This window comes from Sodalis sp. RH16, assembly GCF_047324245.1.
GTDB lineage: Bacteria > Pseudomonadota > Gammaproteobacteria > Enterobacterales > Enterobacteriaceae > Acerihabitans > Acerihabitans ligni.
Window position 1 is genome coordinate 2,282,054 of the sequence record NZ_CP178737.1, and the last position, 14,158, is coordinate 2,296,211.

Here is a 14,158-nt window from a genome sequence, read left to right on the forward strand (position 1 = left end):
ACCACGCCTGTTTGATTAACGTTTAACGCGTACCGTAAACGACAATGGTCTTGCCGTGTGCGGAGATGAGATTTTGATCTTCCAGCATTTTCAGAATACGGCCCACCGTTTCACGGGAACAGCCGACAATCTGGCCGATTTCCTGGCGGGTAATCTTGATTTGCATGCCGTCGGGGTGGGTCATGGCGTCGGGTTGTTTCGCCAGATTAAGCAAGGTTTGCGCGATACGTCCCGTGACGTCGAGAAACGCCAGATTACCGACTTTTTCCGAGGTGACCTGCAAGCGGCTGGCCATCTGCGCCGACAGACGCATCAGGATATCCGGATTCACCTGAATCAGTTGCCGGAATTTTTTATAAGAAATTTCAGCCACTTCACAAGCGGTTTTCGCACGAACCCAGGCGCTGCGCTCCTGGCCTTCTTCGAATAAGCCCAATTCCCCGATAAAATCCCCCTGGTTAAGGTAGGACAAGATCATCTCTTTACCTTCTTCATCTTTTATCAGCACCGCGACGGCGCCTTTGACGATGTAGTAAAGTGTTTCAGCTTTTTCGCCTTGATGTATTAGCGTACTCTTCGATGGATACTTGTGAATATGGCAATGAGACAGGAACCATTCGAGAGTCGGGTCTGTTTGCGGTTTGCCGAGAACCATTCGCTGTTATCCTCTTTTGTCATCGCTGTCCTTGTTCAGGACATCGTATTCCCTATTACGGCGCTGTTTTATCGATCCATCTCCGTTGTAAACGGAGCGACGTTAGGGAACTTATTAGGGTCTGGTTTTAGTGATGTTCCGATCGCTCTCTTGCCCTTTCATTATCATGAGGTCGATCCAGCCTTGTTTTTAGCATAGGTTTGAAGCAGTGTCTTCTGTTGTCTTGCATCAGCATGAAGTATGTTAGGTAACATTGCCACCTTTCCAATAAAAATGTAGGGTGCAGGAAAAACTTTTTATCTGGAGTCATCATAATGCAAGCACGAGTAAAATGGGTCGAAGGTCTGTCTTTTATAGGTGAATCCGCCTCCGGCCACCAGATTTTGATGGATGGCAACGCAGGGGAAAAAGCGCCCAGCCCAATGGAAATGGTACTTATGGCGGCTGGGGGGTGCAGCGCCATCGACGTGGTATCGATTCTGCAAAAAGGGCGTCAGGATGTGCGTGATTGCGAAGTCAAGCTGACCTCTGAACGCCGCGACGAAGCGCCGAGGTTATTTACCCATATTAATTTACATTTTATAGTTTCCGGCACGGGGCTCACCGACAAAATCGTCGAAAGGGCGGTGGAGCTGTCAGCGGAAAAGTATTGCTCGGTGTCTTTGATGCTCGGCAAATCCGTGAACGTTACCCATAGTTTTGAAGTGCGTTTGCCGTCCTGAATGACGGATGCGTTACCGCGGGCGCGACGCTCCGGCCGCGCCCGGTTTATTCAATGCGTTTGCCTTCCAGCAGCTGCTTTACCAATGGTCCCATGATCAGTTCCATCGCCAGCCCCATTTTCCCTCCCGGTACCACCAGCGTATTGATATTGGAAATAAACGACCCCTGCAGCATCGCCAGCAGATAGGGGAAGTCGATATGATCCAGGCCGCGAAAGTGAATTACCACAAAGCTTTCGTCCAGCGAAGGGATGGCCTTGGCGGCAAAGGGGTTGGACGTGTCCACCGTGGGAACCCGTTGAAAATTGATATGGGTACGGGAAAATTGCGGTGTGATGTAGCTGATATAGTCTTCCATCGATCGCACCACGGAATCCATCACCGCTTCCCGGGAGTGTCCGCGTTCGCTGGTATCGCGCACCAGCTTTTGTATCCATTCCAGGTTGACGATGGGTACTACACCCACCAGGAGATCCACATGCTGCGCCACATTATGGTGGTCGGTAACCACCCCGCCGTGCAGCCCCTCGTAAAACAGCACATCCGTCGGCTCCGGCAGCGGCTGCCAGGGAGTAAAGGTGCCGGGAATCTGATTGTAGGGAACGGCTTCGTCATAGGTGTGCAGATATTTTCGCGCTTTGCCGTGGCCGGTGAGCCCATACTGCAGGAAGGTGTGTTCCAATAGGCCGAAGTCATTGGCTTCCGGCCCGAAATAGCTGATATGTCGCCCGAGATCGCGGGCCTTGCGAATGGCCATGTCCATTTCCGGACGGGTAAAATGGTGGAAACTGTCCCCTTCCAGCTCGGCGGCGTGAATATTCAACTGGTGAAAAATTTTACGGAAAGCCAGACTGGTGGTGGTGGTGCCGGCGCCGCTGGAGCCGGTAACGGCAATAATGGGATGTTGTGCTGACATGGTAACCCTACGCTTCGTTATATGACGGCGTGATACCCTCAATAATTCAGGTTGCAGGAAAGCGGACGCGCCTGCAACTTGAAGTATGACGGGTAGATTCACATGCGCCCGGCATGAAAGACTTGATTATTGTTATCATGTTTAGCGGCGCAGGGCCAATTTGCGTTATTCCGGATGAAACTGGCCGCGGGGCATAATATTGATGGTCTCGTGCAGTTCCGACCATACCACTACCGCTTCGCCGCTTATCAGTTGACGTTTGACATCGGCGACTTTGGCCTCCAGTGTCTTTTCCTGTTCGCCGTAATCGGTGCCTTCTCGCAAGACAAAGGATTCAAGCAGGTTATACAGGGTGTCGGAGTCGATTTCTTCCCACGGAATAATCATCATGTTATGTCCAGTTTGTTAATGATTCAATGCCTTGAGGAAATTTCACCAGCAAAGCCTTGTGCGGATACAGGCGCGCTGTTAGTTTCTTACCTTCAATAAAGGGAGGGGAGCCCCCGAAACGTGGAACCGAGTCTTTTTCTTTCAATGTTGGGTTTTCTTTGGGTCGCTGCCATTACGCCCGGTCCTAATAATATGCTGCTCACCGCTTCCGGCGCGAATTTCGGTTTTTGGCGTTCAATGCCGTTGATGCTGGGTATTATGCTCGGGATGCAGTGCATATTGCTATTGGTGGCTTTCGGTATCGGCGGTTTAATTACCCTGTATCCGTCATTGCATTTTATGCTCAAAGTGGCCGGTTCCCTTTATCTGCTGTGGTTAGCCTGGAAGATTGCCACCGCGGCGTATGAAACATTGGAGACGGATGCGCCGCCGCCACGCCCCATTCCGTTTTACCAGGGCGGACTGCTGCAGTTCCTGAATCCCAAAGCCTGGTTGATGGCGCTGGGGGCTGTAGCCAGCTTCAGCCTGACGGGTAATGCCTATATTACTTCGGTGGGGGCCATCAGTATTGGTATTGTGACGGTGAATATCGTTTCCGGGACTATTTGGCTCGGCTTTGGTACGCTTATCGGCCGTTTGCTCAGCAGTAAACGCGCCTGGACGGTATTTAATGTCGCCATGGGATTGCTTACCGCGGCCTGCGTGCTGTTGATTTGGCGCTGATAAGGCCGCGCATTTTTTGCGGTCTTCCTTTAACACGCTCGGTTCACGCGCCGGCGATCGCGGGCCTACCGTGCCATGAGGCGCTCCGGCGGGCGGGAAAACCACGCCCGCTTCGACCTCATTGGCGCGGTCTCCCTTCAACTCGTTCGGTTCACGCGCTGGTGATCGCGGGCCTACCGTGCCATGAGGCGCTCTGGCGGGCGGGAAAACCACGCCCGCTTCGACCTCATTGGCGCGGTCTCCCTTTAACACGTTCGGTTCACGCGCCGGTGATCGCGGGCCTACCGTGCCATGAGGCGCTCCGGCGGGCGGGAAAACCACGTCCGCTTCGACCTCATTGGCGCGGTCTCCCTTGAACACGCTCGGTGCAGCTTCGGTGCTGGCGCGGTCTCCCTTTAACACGCCCGGTGCGGCTTCGGTGCTGGCGGTTGACTATAAAGGGCTATTCCCCTTCAAACTCTTTTATCAGGGTTTCAAGCTGTTCCTGGGCATCCAGCCACGCTGTTTCCGCCTGTTCCAACTGGGATTTTACCTGGGCCTGGCGCTGCAGACAGGCGGCGAGATCTCCTTTACGGGCGATATCGTACAGCGCTGAATCCGCCAGCTCGGCTTCCACTTTCGCCAGTTCGCTGCCCAGGGTTTCCAGCGCTTTTTCGTGGCGTTCGATGGATTTGCGCAGCGGCTGGGTTTGGCTGCGGAACTCGGCTTCGCGCCGCTTTTGGTCCTTTCTGGCCTGGGCGTTATTGGCGGAGGCGGGAATATCCTCGCGGCCGTCGACGCCCTGCGCCGCCTGGCGCTGCTGGTCCGCCAGCCATTGCTGGTAATCCTCCAGGTCTCCCTCGAAGGGCTCTACCAGCCCGTCATGAACCAGATAGAAATCGTCGGTGGTGGAACGCAGCAAATGCCGGTCATGGGATACCACTACCAGGGCGCCCTCAAAGTCAATCAGCGCCTCGGTGAGCGCCTGGCGCATATCCAGATCCAGATGGTTGGTGGGCTCATCCAGCAACAGCAGGTTAGGGCGCTGCCAGACGATCAGCGCCAGCACCAGCCGGGCTTTCTCGCCGCCAGAGAACCGTTCCGTACGCTCGGTGACCTTATCACCCTGAAAACCAAATCCGCCGAGATAATCCCGCAACGCCTGCTCATACTCCTGCGGCGCCATCCGGTTCATATGCTGCAGCGGCGATTCGTCGGCCCGTAGGAACTCCAGCTGATGCTGGGCGAAATAGCCGAGCTTGATGCCTTTGGCCAGGGAGACCCTTCCCGACTGAGGCTCCAGCGTACCGGCCAGCAGTTTGATAAGCGTTGATTTACCGGCGCCGTTGCGTCCCAGCAGCCCGATGCGCGAACCGGGCACCAGGTTAAACTTGATGGAATTCAGGACAGTGCGATCGCCATAGCCGGCGCTGACCTTTTCCATCGTCAGTAATGGATTGGGCAGGCTTTCCGGGTCGCGAAACCGGAATTGGAACGGATTATCCACATGGGCCGGAGCAATAAGCTCCATGCGTTCCAGCATTTTAATCCGGCTCTGCGCCTGGCGGGATTTGGTGGCTTTGGCGCGAAAGCGGTCGATGTAATGCTGCAGGTGCGCCACTTTTTCCTGCTGATGCTGATAAAGGGACTGCTGTTGCGCCAGTTTGGTCACACGTTGCAGCTCAAAAGAGGAATAATTACCGGTATATTCGTTCAATGACTGCTGTTCGATATGGAGTATCTTATTGACGACGGGATCGAGGAAGTCCCGGTCATGGGAAATCAGGATCAGCGTGCCGTTGTAATTTTTCAGCCACTTTTCCAGCCACATGACCGCATCAAGATCCAGATGGTTAGTGGGTTCATCCAGCAGCAGCAAATCGGAACGGCAGATCAGCGCCTGCGCCAGGTTAAGGCGCATCCGCCAGCCGCCGGAAAAATCGCTCACCGGCTTTTGCAGCTGTTCCTGGCTGAAACCCAGGCCGTGCAGCAGGCTGGATGCGCGTGGCCGTATGGTCCAGGCGTCGATGACATCCAGTTTGCCATGCAGCGTGGCGATGGCGTGACCGTCATTTTTTTCGTTGGCCAGCTGTAATTCGGATTCCAACTGACGATATTCCCGATCGCCGTCGATAACATAGTCTATAGCCGGTTCGTCCAGCGCGGGCGTTTCCTGGTTTACCCAGGCCAGGGACCAGTTGGCCGGGTAAGTGACATTGCCGGCATCGGCGCTGAGTTCATGTTTCAACAATGCCAAAAGTGTTGATTTGCCGCAGCCGTTTTTGCCCACCAGCCCGACTTTTTGCCCCGGGTTTACCGTGGCGGTCGCATTATCAAGCAGTACCCGGGTACCGCGACGAATTTGCACAGATGAGAAGACAATCATAAAGCGCCATAGTTTGAGAGTATGTTAAATTGACATTATTGAATGCAAGCCAGAGTGAAACGTCCTGGTTTTCGACTTCGCGGAGCATGGTAGCGGAAAACCCGCGCCCTGACGACGCTTTGGAGGGGAATTGATTACACAACCACCCAAAGTTTTGTTGCTGTATGCCCATCCCGAATCGCAGGATTCGGTTGCCAACCGGATTTTGCTGCAGGCGGCATCGCCCCTGGCGCATGTCACCGTACATGATCTTTACGCGCATTATCCGGATTTTTTTATCGATATTCATTATGAACAGCAATTGTTGCGAGAGCATCAGGTGATCGTGTTCCAGCATCCCCTTTATACTTATAGTTGTCCGGCGCTGCTCAAGGAGTGGCTCGACCGTGTATTGACGCGGGGCTTCGCCAGCGGCATCGGCGGCAATGCCCTGACCGGAAAGTATTGGCGGTCGGTCATTACCACCGGCGAGCCGGAAACTGCTTATCAGCATTTGGGATATAACCGCACTACCATGGAAGAGGTTCTGCGTCCCTTTGAACTGGCCGCGACCCTGTGTCGCATGCAATGGGTGTCGCCCTTGGTGGTTTACTGGGCCAGACGGCAAACCCATGACGCCTTGATGCGTCATGCCGATGCGTATGCGCGCTGGCTTAATGAGCCGGTGCAGGAAAGAGGGCAGCGTCTTGGGTAGCAGTCCGTCATTTTTAACCGCCGTCGTGCTGTTCCTGTTTGCCGCCGTGGTGGCGGTGCCCATTGCCCAGCGCCTGGGCATCGGCGCGGTAATAGGCTATCTGGCGGCGGGTATCGCCATCGGCCCCTGGGGTCTGGGTTTTATCCGCGACGTGGATGAAATCCTGCACTTCTCTGAACTGGGGGTGGTGTTCCTGATGTTTATCATCGGGCTGGAGCTGAACCCCGGCAAATTATGGGAATTGCGGCGTTCCATTTTCGGGCTCGGCACGGCGCAGCTTGTCATTACCGCCGTTTTACTGGGCACCGTCTTGCTGCTGACCCACGCCTCATGGCAATCGGCGCTTATCGGCGGCATCGGTTTGGCCATGTCCTCAACCGCTATCGCGCTGCAGCTTATGCGCGACAAAGGCATGAACCGCAATGAAGGCGGCCAGCTCGGATTTTCGGTGTTGCTGTTTCAGGATATGGCGGTAATACCGGCGCTGGCGGTCATTCCTTTCCTCAGCGGCGGCAGCGGCGTACCCAGCGATTGGACGAAGATCGGCATGAAGGTGGCGGCGTTTTTCGTCATGCTGGTGGGCGGCCGTTACCTGTTGCGCCCGCTGTTTCGCTATATCGCCGCCGCCAACGTGCGGGAAGTCTTTACCGCCGCCGCGCTGCTGCTGGTGCTGGGAGCGGCGCTGTTCATGGATATGCTGGGCGCCTCCATGGCGCTCGGGACCTTTATCGCCGGGGTACTGCTGGCTGAAAGCGAATACCGCCACGAGCTGGAAATCGCCATTGAGCCGTTTAAAGGCTTGCTGCTGGGGCTGTTTTTCATCTCGGTGGGCATGGCGCTCAATCTGGGCGTCCTGTATGTCCATGTGCTGCAGGTCTTGGCCGGTCTGGCGATACTGGTGCTGCTGAAGGGAACGGTACTGTATATTCTGGCGCGCATTTTCGGTTTGCGTCGTTCGGTCCGGTTGCAATTCGCCGGGGTGCTGAGCCAGGGCGGTGAATTTGCCTTTGTGCTGTTCTCCGCGGCGGGGGCGCAGAAAATCCTGTCGCCGGATCAGCTGTCGCTGCTGCTGGTGACCGTAACCCTGTCGATGATCACCACGCCGCTGCTGATGAAGCTTATCGACGGCATTCTGACCCGCCGCTATAACGCCCAGGAGGAGCATGACGAAAAGCCGTTCGTGAACGACGACGAGCCGCAGGTGATTATTGTCGGTTTCGGCCGTTTCGGTCAGGTCGTGGGGCGGCTGCTGATGGCCAATAAAATGCGCATCACGGTGCTTGAGAGGGATATCAGTGTGGTCAGCCTGATGCGCAGCTATGGTTATAAGGTGTATTACGGCGATGCCACGGAGCTTGAACTGCTTCGCGCCGCCGGCGCGGAAAAGGCCCAGGCGATTGTGGTGACCGCCAATACCCCGGAGGCGAACATGGCGGTAGTGCATTTGTGCCAGCAGCATTTTCCCCATTTGAAAATCCTGGCGCGCGCCCGCGGCCGTGTAGAGGCCCATGAATTATTGCAGGCCGGCGTGACTCATTTTTCCCGTGAGACCTTTGCCAGCGCTCTGGATCTGGGCCGCAAGGCACTGCTGGAACTGGGCATGCATCCCCACCAGGCCCATCGTGCGCAGCAGCATTTTCGCCGGCTCGATGTGCGGATGCTGCGGGAGCTGATGCCGCAGATGCAGGGGGATTTGGCGCAGATATCCCGCGTCAAGGAATCCCGGCGCGAGCTGGAGGATATTTTCCAACGGGAAATGATGAAGGAACGCTGGCAGCTAAACGGTTGGGAAGATGACGATCAACAGGGAGATAAACCTTATGACGGTTAAGCGTAAACGCTTTATTGCCGGCGCGGTATGCCCTCACTGCCAAAGCAAGGATACTCTGGCCCTGTGGAGTGATAACGATGTCGAGAGCTTCATCTGTGTGAAATGCGGTTTCACCCAGCAGCAAACTGACGGAACAAACGCGGAGAAAAGGCCGCTCCCGGAGCACATTATCGGTATTTTCCATCCGGAGTAGCCTTCACGGTCAGGTTTTTTTAAGCTGAAGGATACATACGTGCATTTTTTCGTTAGAATCTGCGCCAGTTTAGTTTCCAACGGTAGGAGATATCATGAAAGTTTCAAAAGATCTGGTGGTCAGTCTGGCCTATCAGGTACGTACAGAAGATGGCGTTTTGGTCGATGAGTCTCCGGTGAGTGCGCCGTTGGACTATCTGCATGGTTATGGTTCACTGATTTCCGGCCTGGAAAAAGCATTGGAAGGACATGACGTCGGTGATCATTTCGACGTGCATATTACCGCCAATGACGCCTACGGCCATTATGACGAAAACCTGGTTCAGCGCGTTCCCAAGGATGTGTTTATGGGCGTGGAAGAGCTGGAAGTCGGCATGCGCTTTTTGGCTGAGACCGATCAAGGCCCGGTTCCGGTGGAAATTACCGAAGTCGACGGCGATCATGTGGTGGTGGACGGCAATCACATGCTGGCCGGCCAAAACCTCAATTTCAATGTGGAAGTGCTGGCCATCCGCGAAGCCACCGCTGAAGAGCTTGAGCACGGACATGTCCACGGCGAACACGATCATCATCATGAGCACGATCATGAGCATGGCGATGACTGCTGCGGCGGACATGGTCACGACCATGAAGGCGGCGATTGCGACGGTAAAGGCGGCTGCGGCTGTCATTAAGGGAGGGGCCGGCTGCCGCCGGCCGGAAAAACCATGCCCGATTCGACCCCACCGGCACGGTTTCCCTTTAACACGATTGTTGCACGATCGGTGAACGCGGGCTTACCGTGCTGTGGGGCGCTCGGTCGGGCAGGAAAACCATGCCCGATTCGACCCCACCGGCACGGTTTCCCTTTAACACGCTCATTTAACCTCTGGTGTTAGAGAGCTAACCGCCATGCGCAATGATAATCAATAGTGCGGCGGGGGCGTCTCTTCCGACTGTGAGGCGATCATCGAGGTTTGCTGCGTGCGCAGCTTCTCGGACAATAAGCGCAGCAGTTCCTGCAGGCGGCTGATATCCCGCTCATGGGCTACGACGGTTTGGTTTAATTCTTCTATGGTGACTTCCTGAAAAGCCAGTCGGCCTTCCAGCAACTCCAGCCGTTGTTCGAATTGTGATAATTCCATGATGTTTTCCTCAGTGCTACCCTTGATCCCACCCTATTCTAACGATAAAACGTCTCCATTGCCCGTCCTAAGCCTGTCTTGCGGAGCGCTTAAGCCACTTGGTTTCTTGACCCGCTGCGGTAGGCGATAAACAGGCGGGGGAGGGAAGGGGGGGCCGGGGCGGGGGAATCTGGACGTTGGCGCTAATAAAAGTAGCGCTATCGTCCTGGCTTCCCTACAATGGAAAACAGGGTCTATATTGATAGCAGGGATTTAGGATTGCAGGTGAAAAAAGAAAACGCCAATTCAACCATTATTGATATAGCGCGGCGCGCAAATGTCACCAATATCACGGTTTCGCGCGTGTTTAATCAACCCCATTTAGTTAAATCCGAGACGAGGGAAAAAATACTTTCCATCGCCAAGGAGCTTAATTATGTACCCAATGCATTTGCGCAAGGGTTGAAAAAAAACAGCAGCCGTATTATCGGCGTGGTAACCAGCAGTACCTATAATCCCTTTTATTCACACCTGATCCAGACCGTATCCCGAATCGCCAGGAATAAAGGTTATCAGATAATGTTATTTGATACTGATGACAGCGAAGCGGCGGAGAAGTTGGCAATTCAAACCCTGTTTAGTTACCAGGCCTGCGGGATATTGCTTTCCGCCGTGCGTGATGATAAAGCATATTCTCCGGCTTACCTGGATCTGGCGGACGTTTATCGAATTCCCTTGGTGCTTATCGACCGCGATATCTACGGAAAAAAACTGAGCGGCGTATTCCTGAATAATATCGAAATCGGCGTGCGCGCCGGCCGCTTTCTGGCGGAGCAGCCGGAGCAGCGCCTGCTGATCGTCGGGGGGCCAGAGGATTCGGAGATCACCAAAGATCGTACGGCCGGTATCATGGGAGCATTGATCGGCAATAATAAACAGGTGGAAATAATATATGGGGATTATAAATTCGATTCCCAGGAGCAGGCTCTGCGTAATTTACTGTCAGACAAAGAACGATGGCCTCAATATATTGTCGGCCTGAATGGCATTATTACCTTAGGCGCTATGTCGATTTGCAACCAGCTTAATATTTATAATCAGATTAAATTCTTTTCCATCGATACTCCTCCTTATTGTGAATCCTATGGTCAGCGGATCCCAGGTATATATCACAATACGGTATTACTGGGAGAAAAAGCGGCGGAGATATTATTCAAGCTCATTGAGAAGCCAAAAAATATGCAGACGCCGCTGCGTGAATATGTTCCCGGCGAACTGACCGTTTAAGCCGTAAATCTATACCCTAGATAATTAGAGTTGCAGGAAGGCGGCAACGCTGCTTGCAGCGGCCCCGAAGGGGCGAGGCCCATGGAGGGGCCGAGTATTGTCAACGCACTTGTAACTTGAAGTATGGCGGGTATATATCGGATAAGTTCGGGTATAATGTTCCTCTCCCTGTTAAGGGTGAATAATCACTTTCCGTCGGCGCCAGCGCCGTTCGGCAAATATTGTTATTGACCGTAATAGGCGTTTTTTCCGTGCTTGCGCAGAAAATGCTTATTTAACAGGTCGGTTTGCATTGGCGCGATGGCCGGCGCCAATTGGCAGGTAAACAGCGCCATGGCGGCCACTTCCTCCAGCACCACCGCATTGTGTACCGCGTTGGCGGCATCTTTTCCCCAGGCGAAAGGGCCGTGGGAAAGCACCAGCACGCCGGGCATCTCCCCTGGTGAGCATTGTTGCCGCCGGAACGTCCGCACGATCAGTTCGCCGGTTTCCCGTTCGTAGTCTCCTTCTATTTCCTGCCGGCTTAACGGCCCGGTGCAGGGAATCTCGCCGTAAAAATAATCCCCGTGGGTGGTGCCCAGCGCCGGGATGGGGCGTCCGGCCTGCGACCAGACGGTGGCATAGCGGCTGTGGGTATGCACCACGGCGCCAATCTCCGGAAAATGCTGATACAGCACCAGATGGGTTGCAGTGTCAGACGAAGGCCTCCGGCGCCCTTCGACGATCCGGCCCGTTAAATCCACCACCACCAGGTCTTCCGCCGTCATGTCGGCATAATCGATGCCGGAAGGCTTGATGACGACCAATCCCTGTTGACGGTCGATAGCAGACACATTTCCCCAGGTAAACGTCACCAGTCCATATGTCGGCAGGCTCAGGTTGGCCGCCAGCACTTGCTGTTTCAGGTCATTCAACATGCTAAACCCCCCAGCCGCATCTGCTGCTCAATCCAGGTTTTGGCATAACGCACCCGATCGATGTCGTCCGTTTTGCCCCGTGCCCACATCTCCAGCAGATAGGGGCCGCGATAGTCCAGTTCCCGAAGAGTCTCGAAGGCATTAACAAAATCCACACAGCCGTCGCCGAAGGGCACATCGCGAAATTTGCCCGGCGAATCCGGCGTCACCGGCGAGGTGTCTTTAAGGTGGATGGCAGTGATCTTATTAATGCCTTTGGTCAATTCCCCCGCCACGTTATTGCCCCAGGCGCTGAGATTGCCAAGATCGGGATACACGGTAAACCAGGGGTTTTGAATGAGTTGGTCGAACTCCAGCCACTTGCTGATGCTATTGATAAACGTCGTATCCATTACCTCAATGGACAGCATCACTTGCGCCTTGGCCGCCTGTTCCACCGCCCAGTGAATGCCGTCGATAAACCGCGCCCGGGTATGGCGATCGGAAGGTTCATAATAGACATCATAGCCCGCCAGCTGGATATTCCTGATGCCGAGATCCACCGCCAGCGCCAGCGCTTTCTCCATCAGCTGATAGGCCCGCTGGCGGATAATGCCGTCCCGGCTGCCGAATGGGAAACGGCGATGGGCCGACAGGCACATGCTGGGCACCGCCACGCCGCTGTCCAATTTGGCCTGGGTAAACGCCAGGCGTTCCCGCCGATCCCAATCCAGGCGCCGCTGCCGCTCCGGCTGTTCATCAATGGAGATTTCCAGGAAATCAAATCCCAGGTCCCGGGCGGTATCCAGGCGCTGCGGCCAGTCCAGCTGCAAAGGCAGGGCTTTTTCATAGATACCCAGGCAAATCCTTTTATCCGCCGGCTTGCCGTCGTTATCAAGCATAACTCACCTCGCTTAACGCCTTGGCGGTATCAAGGTAGCGGGCCATTTGCCGGCGCAGCTGCAGATGGGCGTCCCGTTGCGGTGTATAGGTCCGGACCTCAGGCTGGGTTGCGGCGATGGCCGCGGCGAAATCGGCATAATATCCCCGGCCGACGGCGGCGCATAATGCCGCGGCGCGACAGCCGCTTTGCTTGATATCAATGACATCCAGCGGCAAGTTGCCGGCATCGGCGAACATCTGCATCCATACCGGAGAATGGGTCGGCCCGCCGGTGATGCGGATGCGTTTGACCTGCGGATTGAGCTGCAAAATACGATCCTGGTGTAGGAGATGGGAAAACACAATGCCTTCGTAGAGGGCGTAGATAATGTCCGCTTTTTCATGATGGGACCGCATTCCCACCAATCCCCCCGCCAGATTGAGGCTGTAATTGGAGCCGAACAGATAGGGCAGGAACACGATTTCCGTATCATGCCCGCTGCGTTCGGCCACCCATTGATCAAACTGCTGGAAAGGGGTCTCTTCGTCGCCGCAGAAATTACGCATAAACCAGGCCAGATTGGCCGCCGATGTCGGACTGCCCTCGTGCACGAAATACTTTCCCGGTACACAGTAGCTCCCCCAGACATAGGGATACTCCGCCGGGATAATGCTGTCGGTGACGCAGGTAGCGATGGACCAGGTGCCGGCCACGGCGCTGAGGGTCTGGTTATCGCACACGCCGGAACACACCGCCGATGCCACCACGTCAAACAAACCGCCGTAGACCGGCGTGCCGGCGGCCAGCCCGCAGGCTTGGGCCGCGGGCTCCGTTACCGACCCGGCCTGCTCGGCGGAGCCTACCACCGGGGCGGTTTTATGGCGCACTTCACCGATGCCGAAATCCTCCATCAGCTGCGGGTCATAGTCGCGTGTATGCTGGTTATAGAGATTGCTGCCGGAGATATTGGTCACTTCCGCCGCAATGACGCCGGTCAAGCGGTAGCGGACGTAATCGTGCACCATCAGCACCGACGAAATACGGGCGTAGTTTTCCGGTTCGTTGATTTTCAGCCAGCGCAGCAGGGTGGCCGGATGCGCGGTCCACAGCTGTTGCAGTCCGCGGGGGTAGGTAAGGCTGTCGATACCCTGTTTCTGCCACTGCTGCACCAGCGCCAGCGCCCGGGTATCGGATGAGATGATGCCGTTGCGTACCGGGCGGCCTTCATGATCGATAGCGTAGAGCCCCTTGCCGTGAGAGGAGAAGCTGACGCCGAGGATGTCGGCGGGGTTCACTCCGCTATCCCCAATCACCAGCCGGACAACGCTGCATACCGTCTGCCAAAGTTCTCCCATATCCCGTTCGGTAAAACCCGGCTGCGGCGATAACACCTCGGCGTCGCGTTCGGCCACGCCTATCTCATGCCCATCGGCGCTATATAAACCGGCCTTGGTGACCGTCCCGCCGATGTCAATGCCTAGAAAACAGGCCATAGGGCCTC

15 protein-coding genes are annotated in these 14,158 nt (G+C 55.4%); 7 read left to right on the forward strand and 8 right to left on the reverse strand.

Annotated features, from left to right (window positions below; all coding sequences use genetic code 11):
* Positions 1–22 precede the first annotated feature (22 nt).
* Positions 23–655 (reverse strand): cAMP-activated global transcriptional regulator CRP, encoded by a 633-nt coding sequence (crp, locus tag ACL2XJ_RS10375; RefSeq protein ID WP_034895576.1) that lies wholly within the window; start codon positions 653–655, stop codon positions 23–25.
* Between the two features lie 314 nt (positions 656–969).
* Here crp and ACL2XJ_RS10380 point away from each other — a divergent pair, with 314 nt between their 5' ends.
* The gene (locus tag ACL2XJ_RS10380; RefSeq protein ID WP_132923691.1) at positions 970–1,377 is read left to right on the forward strand and encodes an OsmC family protein; all 408 of its coding nucleotides are present in this window, start codon (positions 970–972) and stop codon (positions 1,375–1,377) included.
* 46 nt (positions 1,378–1,423) lie between these two features.
* Here ACL2XJ_RS10380 and ACL2XJ_RS10385 read toward each other — a convergent pair whose 3' ends face one another.
* Together ACL2XJ_RS10385 and ACL2XJ_RS10390 are read right to left on the reverse strand one after the other, a co-directional pair.
* A complete protein-coding gene (locus ACL2XJ_RS10385; protein WP_132923690.1) occupies positions 1,424–2,293 on the reverse strand; it encodes a phosphoribulokinase in 870 nt (289 codons plus the stop codon).
* A 165-nt stretch (positions 2,294–2,458) separates the two neighbouring features.
* Entirely contained in the window at positions 2,459–2,680 is a 222-nt protein-coding gene (locus ACL2XJ_RS10390) for a YheU family protein (RefSeq protein WP_132927897.1), read from the reverse strand.
* A gap of 123 nt (positions 2,681–2,803) precedes the next feature.
* On the opposite strand from ACL2XJ_RS10390, the gene ACL2XJ_RS10395 reads away from it, so the two are divergent.
* Entirely contained in the window at positions 2,804–3,406 is a 603-nt protein-coding gene (locus ACL2XJ_RS10395) for a LysE family translocator (RefSeq protein ID WP_132923689.1), read from the forward strand.
* A gap of 442 nt (positions 3,407–3,848) precedes the next feature.
* Here the strand turns inward: ACL2XJ_RS10395 and ACL2XJ_RS10400 are convergent, their stop codons facing one another.
* Positions 3,849–5,771, reverse strand: a complete 1,923-nt coding sequence (locus ACL2XJ_RS10400; protein WP_413726454.1) for an ABC transporter ATP-binding protein — start codon at positions 5,769–5,771, stop codon at positions 3,849–3,851.
* 133 nt (positions 5,772–5,904) lie between these two features.
* Between ACL2XJ_RS10400 and kefG the strand changes: the two genes are divergently transcribed.
* The 4 genes from kefG (at position 5,905) to slyD (ending at position 9,162) form a co-directional block, all read left to right on the forward strand.
* A complete protein-coding gene (kefG, locus tag ACL2XJ_RS10405; protein ID WP_165934291.1) occupies positions 5,905–6,465 on the forward strand; it encodes a glutathione-regulated potassium-efflux system ancillary protein KefG in 561 nt (186 codons plus the stop codon).
* Positions 6,458–8,296 (forward strand): glutathione-regulated potassium-efflux system protein KefB, encoded by a 1,839-nt coding sequence (gene kefB / locus ACL2XJ_RS10410; protein ID WP_243701471.1) that lies wholly within the window; start codon positions 6,458–6,460, stop codon positions 8,294–8,296. The genes kefG and kefB overlap by 8 nt, the downstream gene beginning before the upstream one ends.
* Positions 8,286–8,489 carry a YheV family putative zinc ribbon protein gene (locus tag ACL2XJ_RS10415; RefSeq protein ID WP_413726455.1) on the forward strand — a complete coding sequence of 68 codons (204 nt, stop codon included), beginning with the start codon at positions 8,286–8,288 and terminating at the stop codon, positions 8,487–8,489. Before kefB ends, ACL2XJ_RS10415 begins: the two co-directional genes overlap by 11 nt.
* Positions 8,490–8,583: 94 nt before the next feature.
* Complete coding sequence (slyD, locus tag ACL2XJ_RS10420; RefSeq protein ID WP_413726456.1) at positions 8,584–9,162, forward strand: peptidylprolyl isomerase; 579 nt, start codon at positions 8,584–8,586, stop codon at positions 9,160–9,162.
* A 231-nt stretch (positions 9,163–9,393) separates the two neighbouring features.
* Here slyD and ACL2XJ_RS10425 read toward each other — a convergent pair whose 3' ends face one another.
* Entirely contained in the window at positions 9,394–9,612 is a 219-nt protein-coding gene (locus ACL2XJ_RS10425; protein ID WP_203522957.1) for a protein SlyX, read from the reverse strand.
* Between the two features lie 264 nt (positions 9,613–9,876).
* On the opposite strand from ACL2XJ_RS10425, the gene ACL2XJ_RS10430 reads away from it, so the two are divergent.
* On the forward strand, positions 9,877–10,878 hold the full coding sequence (locus ACL2XJ_RS10430) for a LacI family DNA-binding transcriptional regulator (RefSeq protein ID WP_132923682.1): 1,002 nt from the start codon (positions 9,877–9,879) through the stop codon (positions 10,876–10,878).
* Positions 10,879–11,102: 224 nt separating this feature from the next.
* Here the strand turns inward: ACL2XJ_RS10430 and araD are convergent, their stop codons facing one another.
* From araD to ACL2XJ_RS10445, 3 genes are read right to left on the reverse strand one after another with little or no spacing between them, the layout of a single operon-like run.
* Positions 11,103–11,795, reverse strand: a complete 693-nt coding sequence (gene araD / locus ACL2XJ_RS10435) for an L-ribulose-5-phosphate 4-epimerase (RefSeq protein WP_413726457.1) — start codon at positions 11,793–11,795, stop codon at positions 11,103–11,105.
* A complete protein-coding gene (locus ACL2XJ_RS10440; protein ID WP_132923680.1) occupies positions 11,789–12,676 on the reverse strand; it encodes an L-ribulose-5-phosphate 3-epimerase in 888 nt (295 codons plus the stop codon). Before ACL2XJ_RS10440 ends, araD begins: the two co-directional genes overlap by 7 nt.
* The gene (locus ACL2XJ_RS10445; RefSeq protein ID WP_413726458.1) at positions 12,669–14,150 is read right to left on the reverse strand and encodes an FGGY-family carbohydrate kinase; all 1,482 of its coding nucleotides are present in this window, start codon (positions 14,148–14,150) and stop codon (positions 12,669–12,671) included. Before ACL2XJ_RS10445 ends, ACL2XJ_RS10440 begins: the two co-directional genes overlap by 8 nt.
* Positions 14,151–14,158: the final 8 nt, after the last annotated feature.

Bases quoted from the DNA above. Each gene is read 5' to 3' on its own strand.
- ACL2XJ_RS10400 (WP_413726454.1), bottom strand. From the start codon at position 5,771: ATGATTGTCTTCTCATCTGTGCAAATTCGTCGCGGTACCCGGGTACTG.
- araD (WP_413726457.1), bottom strand. From the start codon at position 11,795: ATGTTGAATGACCTGAAACAGCAAGTGCTGGCGGCCAACCTGAGCCTG.
- ACL2XJ_RS10445 (WP_413726458.1), bottom strand. From the start codon at position 14,150: ATGGCCTGTTTTCTAGGCATTGACATCGGCGGGACGGTCACCAAGGCC.
- ACL2XJ_RS10390 (WP_132927897.1), bottom strand. From the start codon at position 2,680: ATGATTATTCCGTGGGAAGAAATCGACTCCGACACCCTGTATAACCTG.
- slyD (WP_413726456.1), top strand. From the start codon at position 8,584: ATGAAAGTTTCAAAAGATCTGGTGGTCAGTCTGGCCTATCAGGTACGT.
- ACL2XJ_RS10415 (WP_413726455.1), top strand. From the start codon at position 8,286: ATGACGGTTAAGCGTAAACGCTTTATTGCCGGCGCGGTATGCCCTCAC.
- ACL2XJ_RS10380 (WP_132923691.1), top strand. From the start codon at position 970: ATGCAAGCACGAGTAAAATGGGTCGAAGGTCTGTCTTTTATAGGTGAA.
- ACL2XJ_RS10385 (WP_132923690.1), bottom strand. From the start codon at position 2,293: ATGTCAGCACAACATCCCATTATTGCCGTTACCGGCTCCAGCGGCGCC.
- ACL2XJ_RS10425 (WP_203522957.1), bottom strand. From the start codon at position 9,612: ATGGAATTATCACAATTCGAACAACGGCTGGAGTTGCTGGAAGGCCGA.
- ACL2XJ_RS10440 (WP_132923680.1), bottom strand. From the start codon at position 12,676: ATGCTTGATAACGACGGCAAGCCGGCGGATAAAAGGATTTGCCTGGGT.
- crp (WP_034895576.1), bottom strand. From the start codon at position 655: ATGGTTCTCGGCAAACCGCAAACAGACCCGACTCTCGAATGGTTCCTG.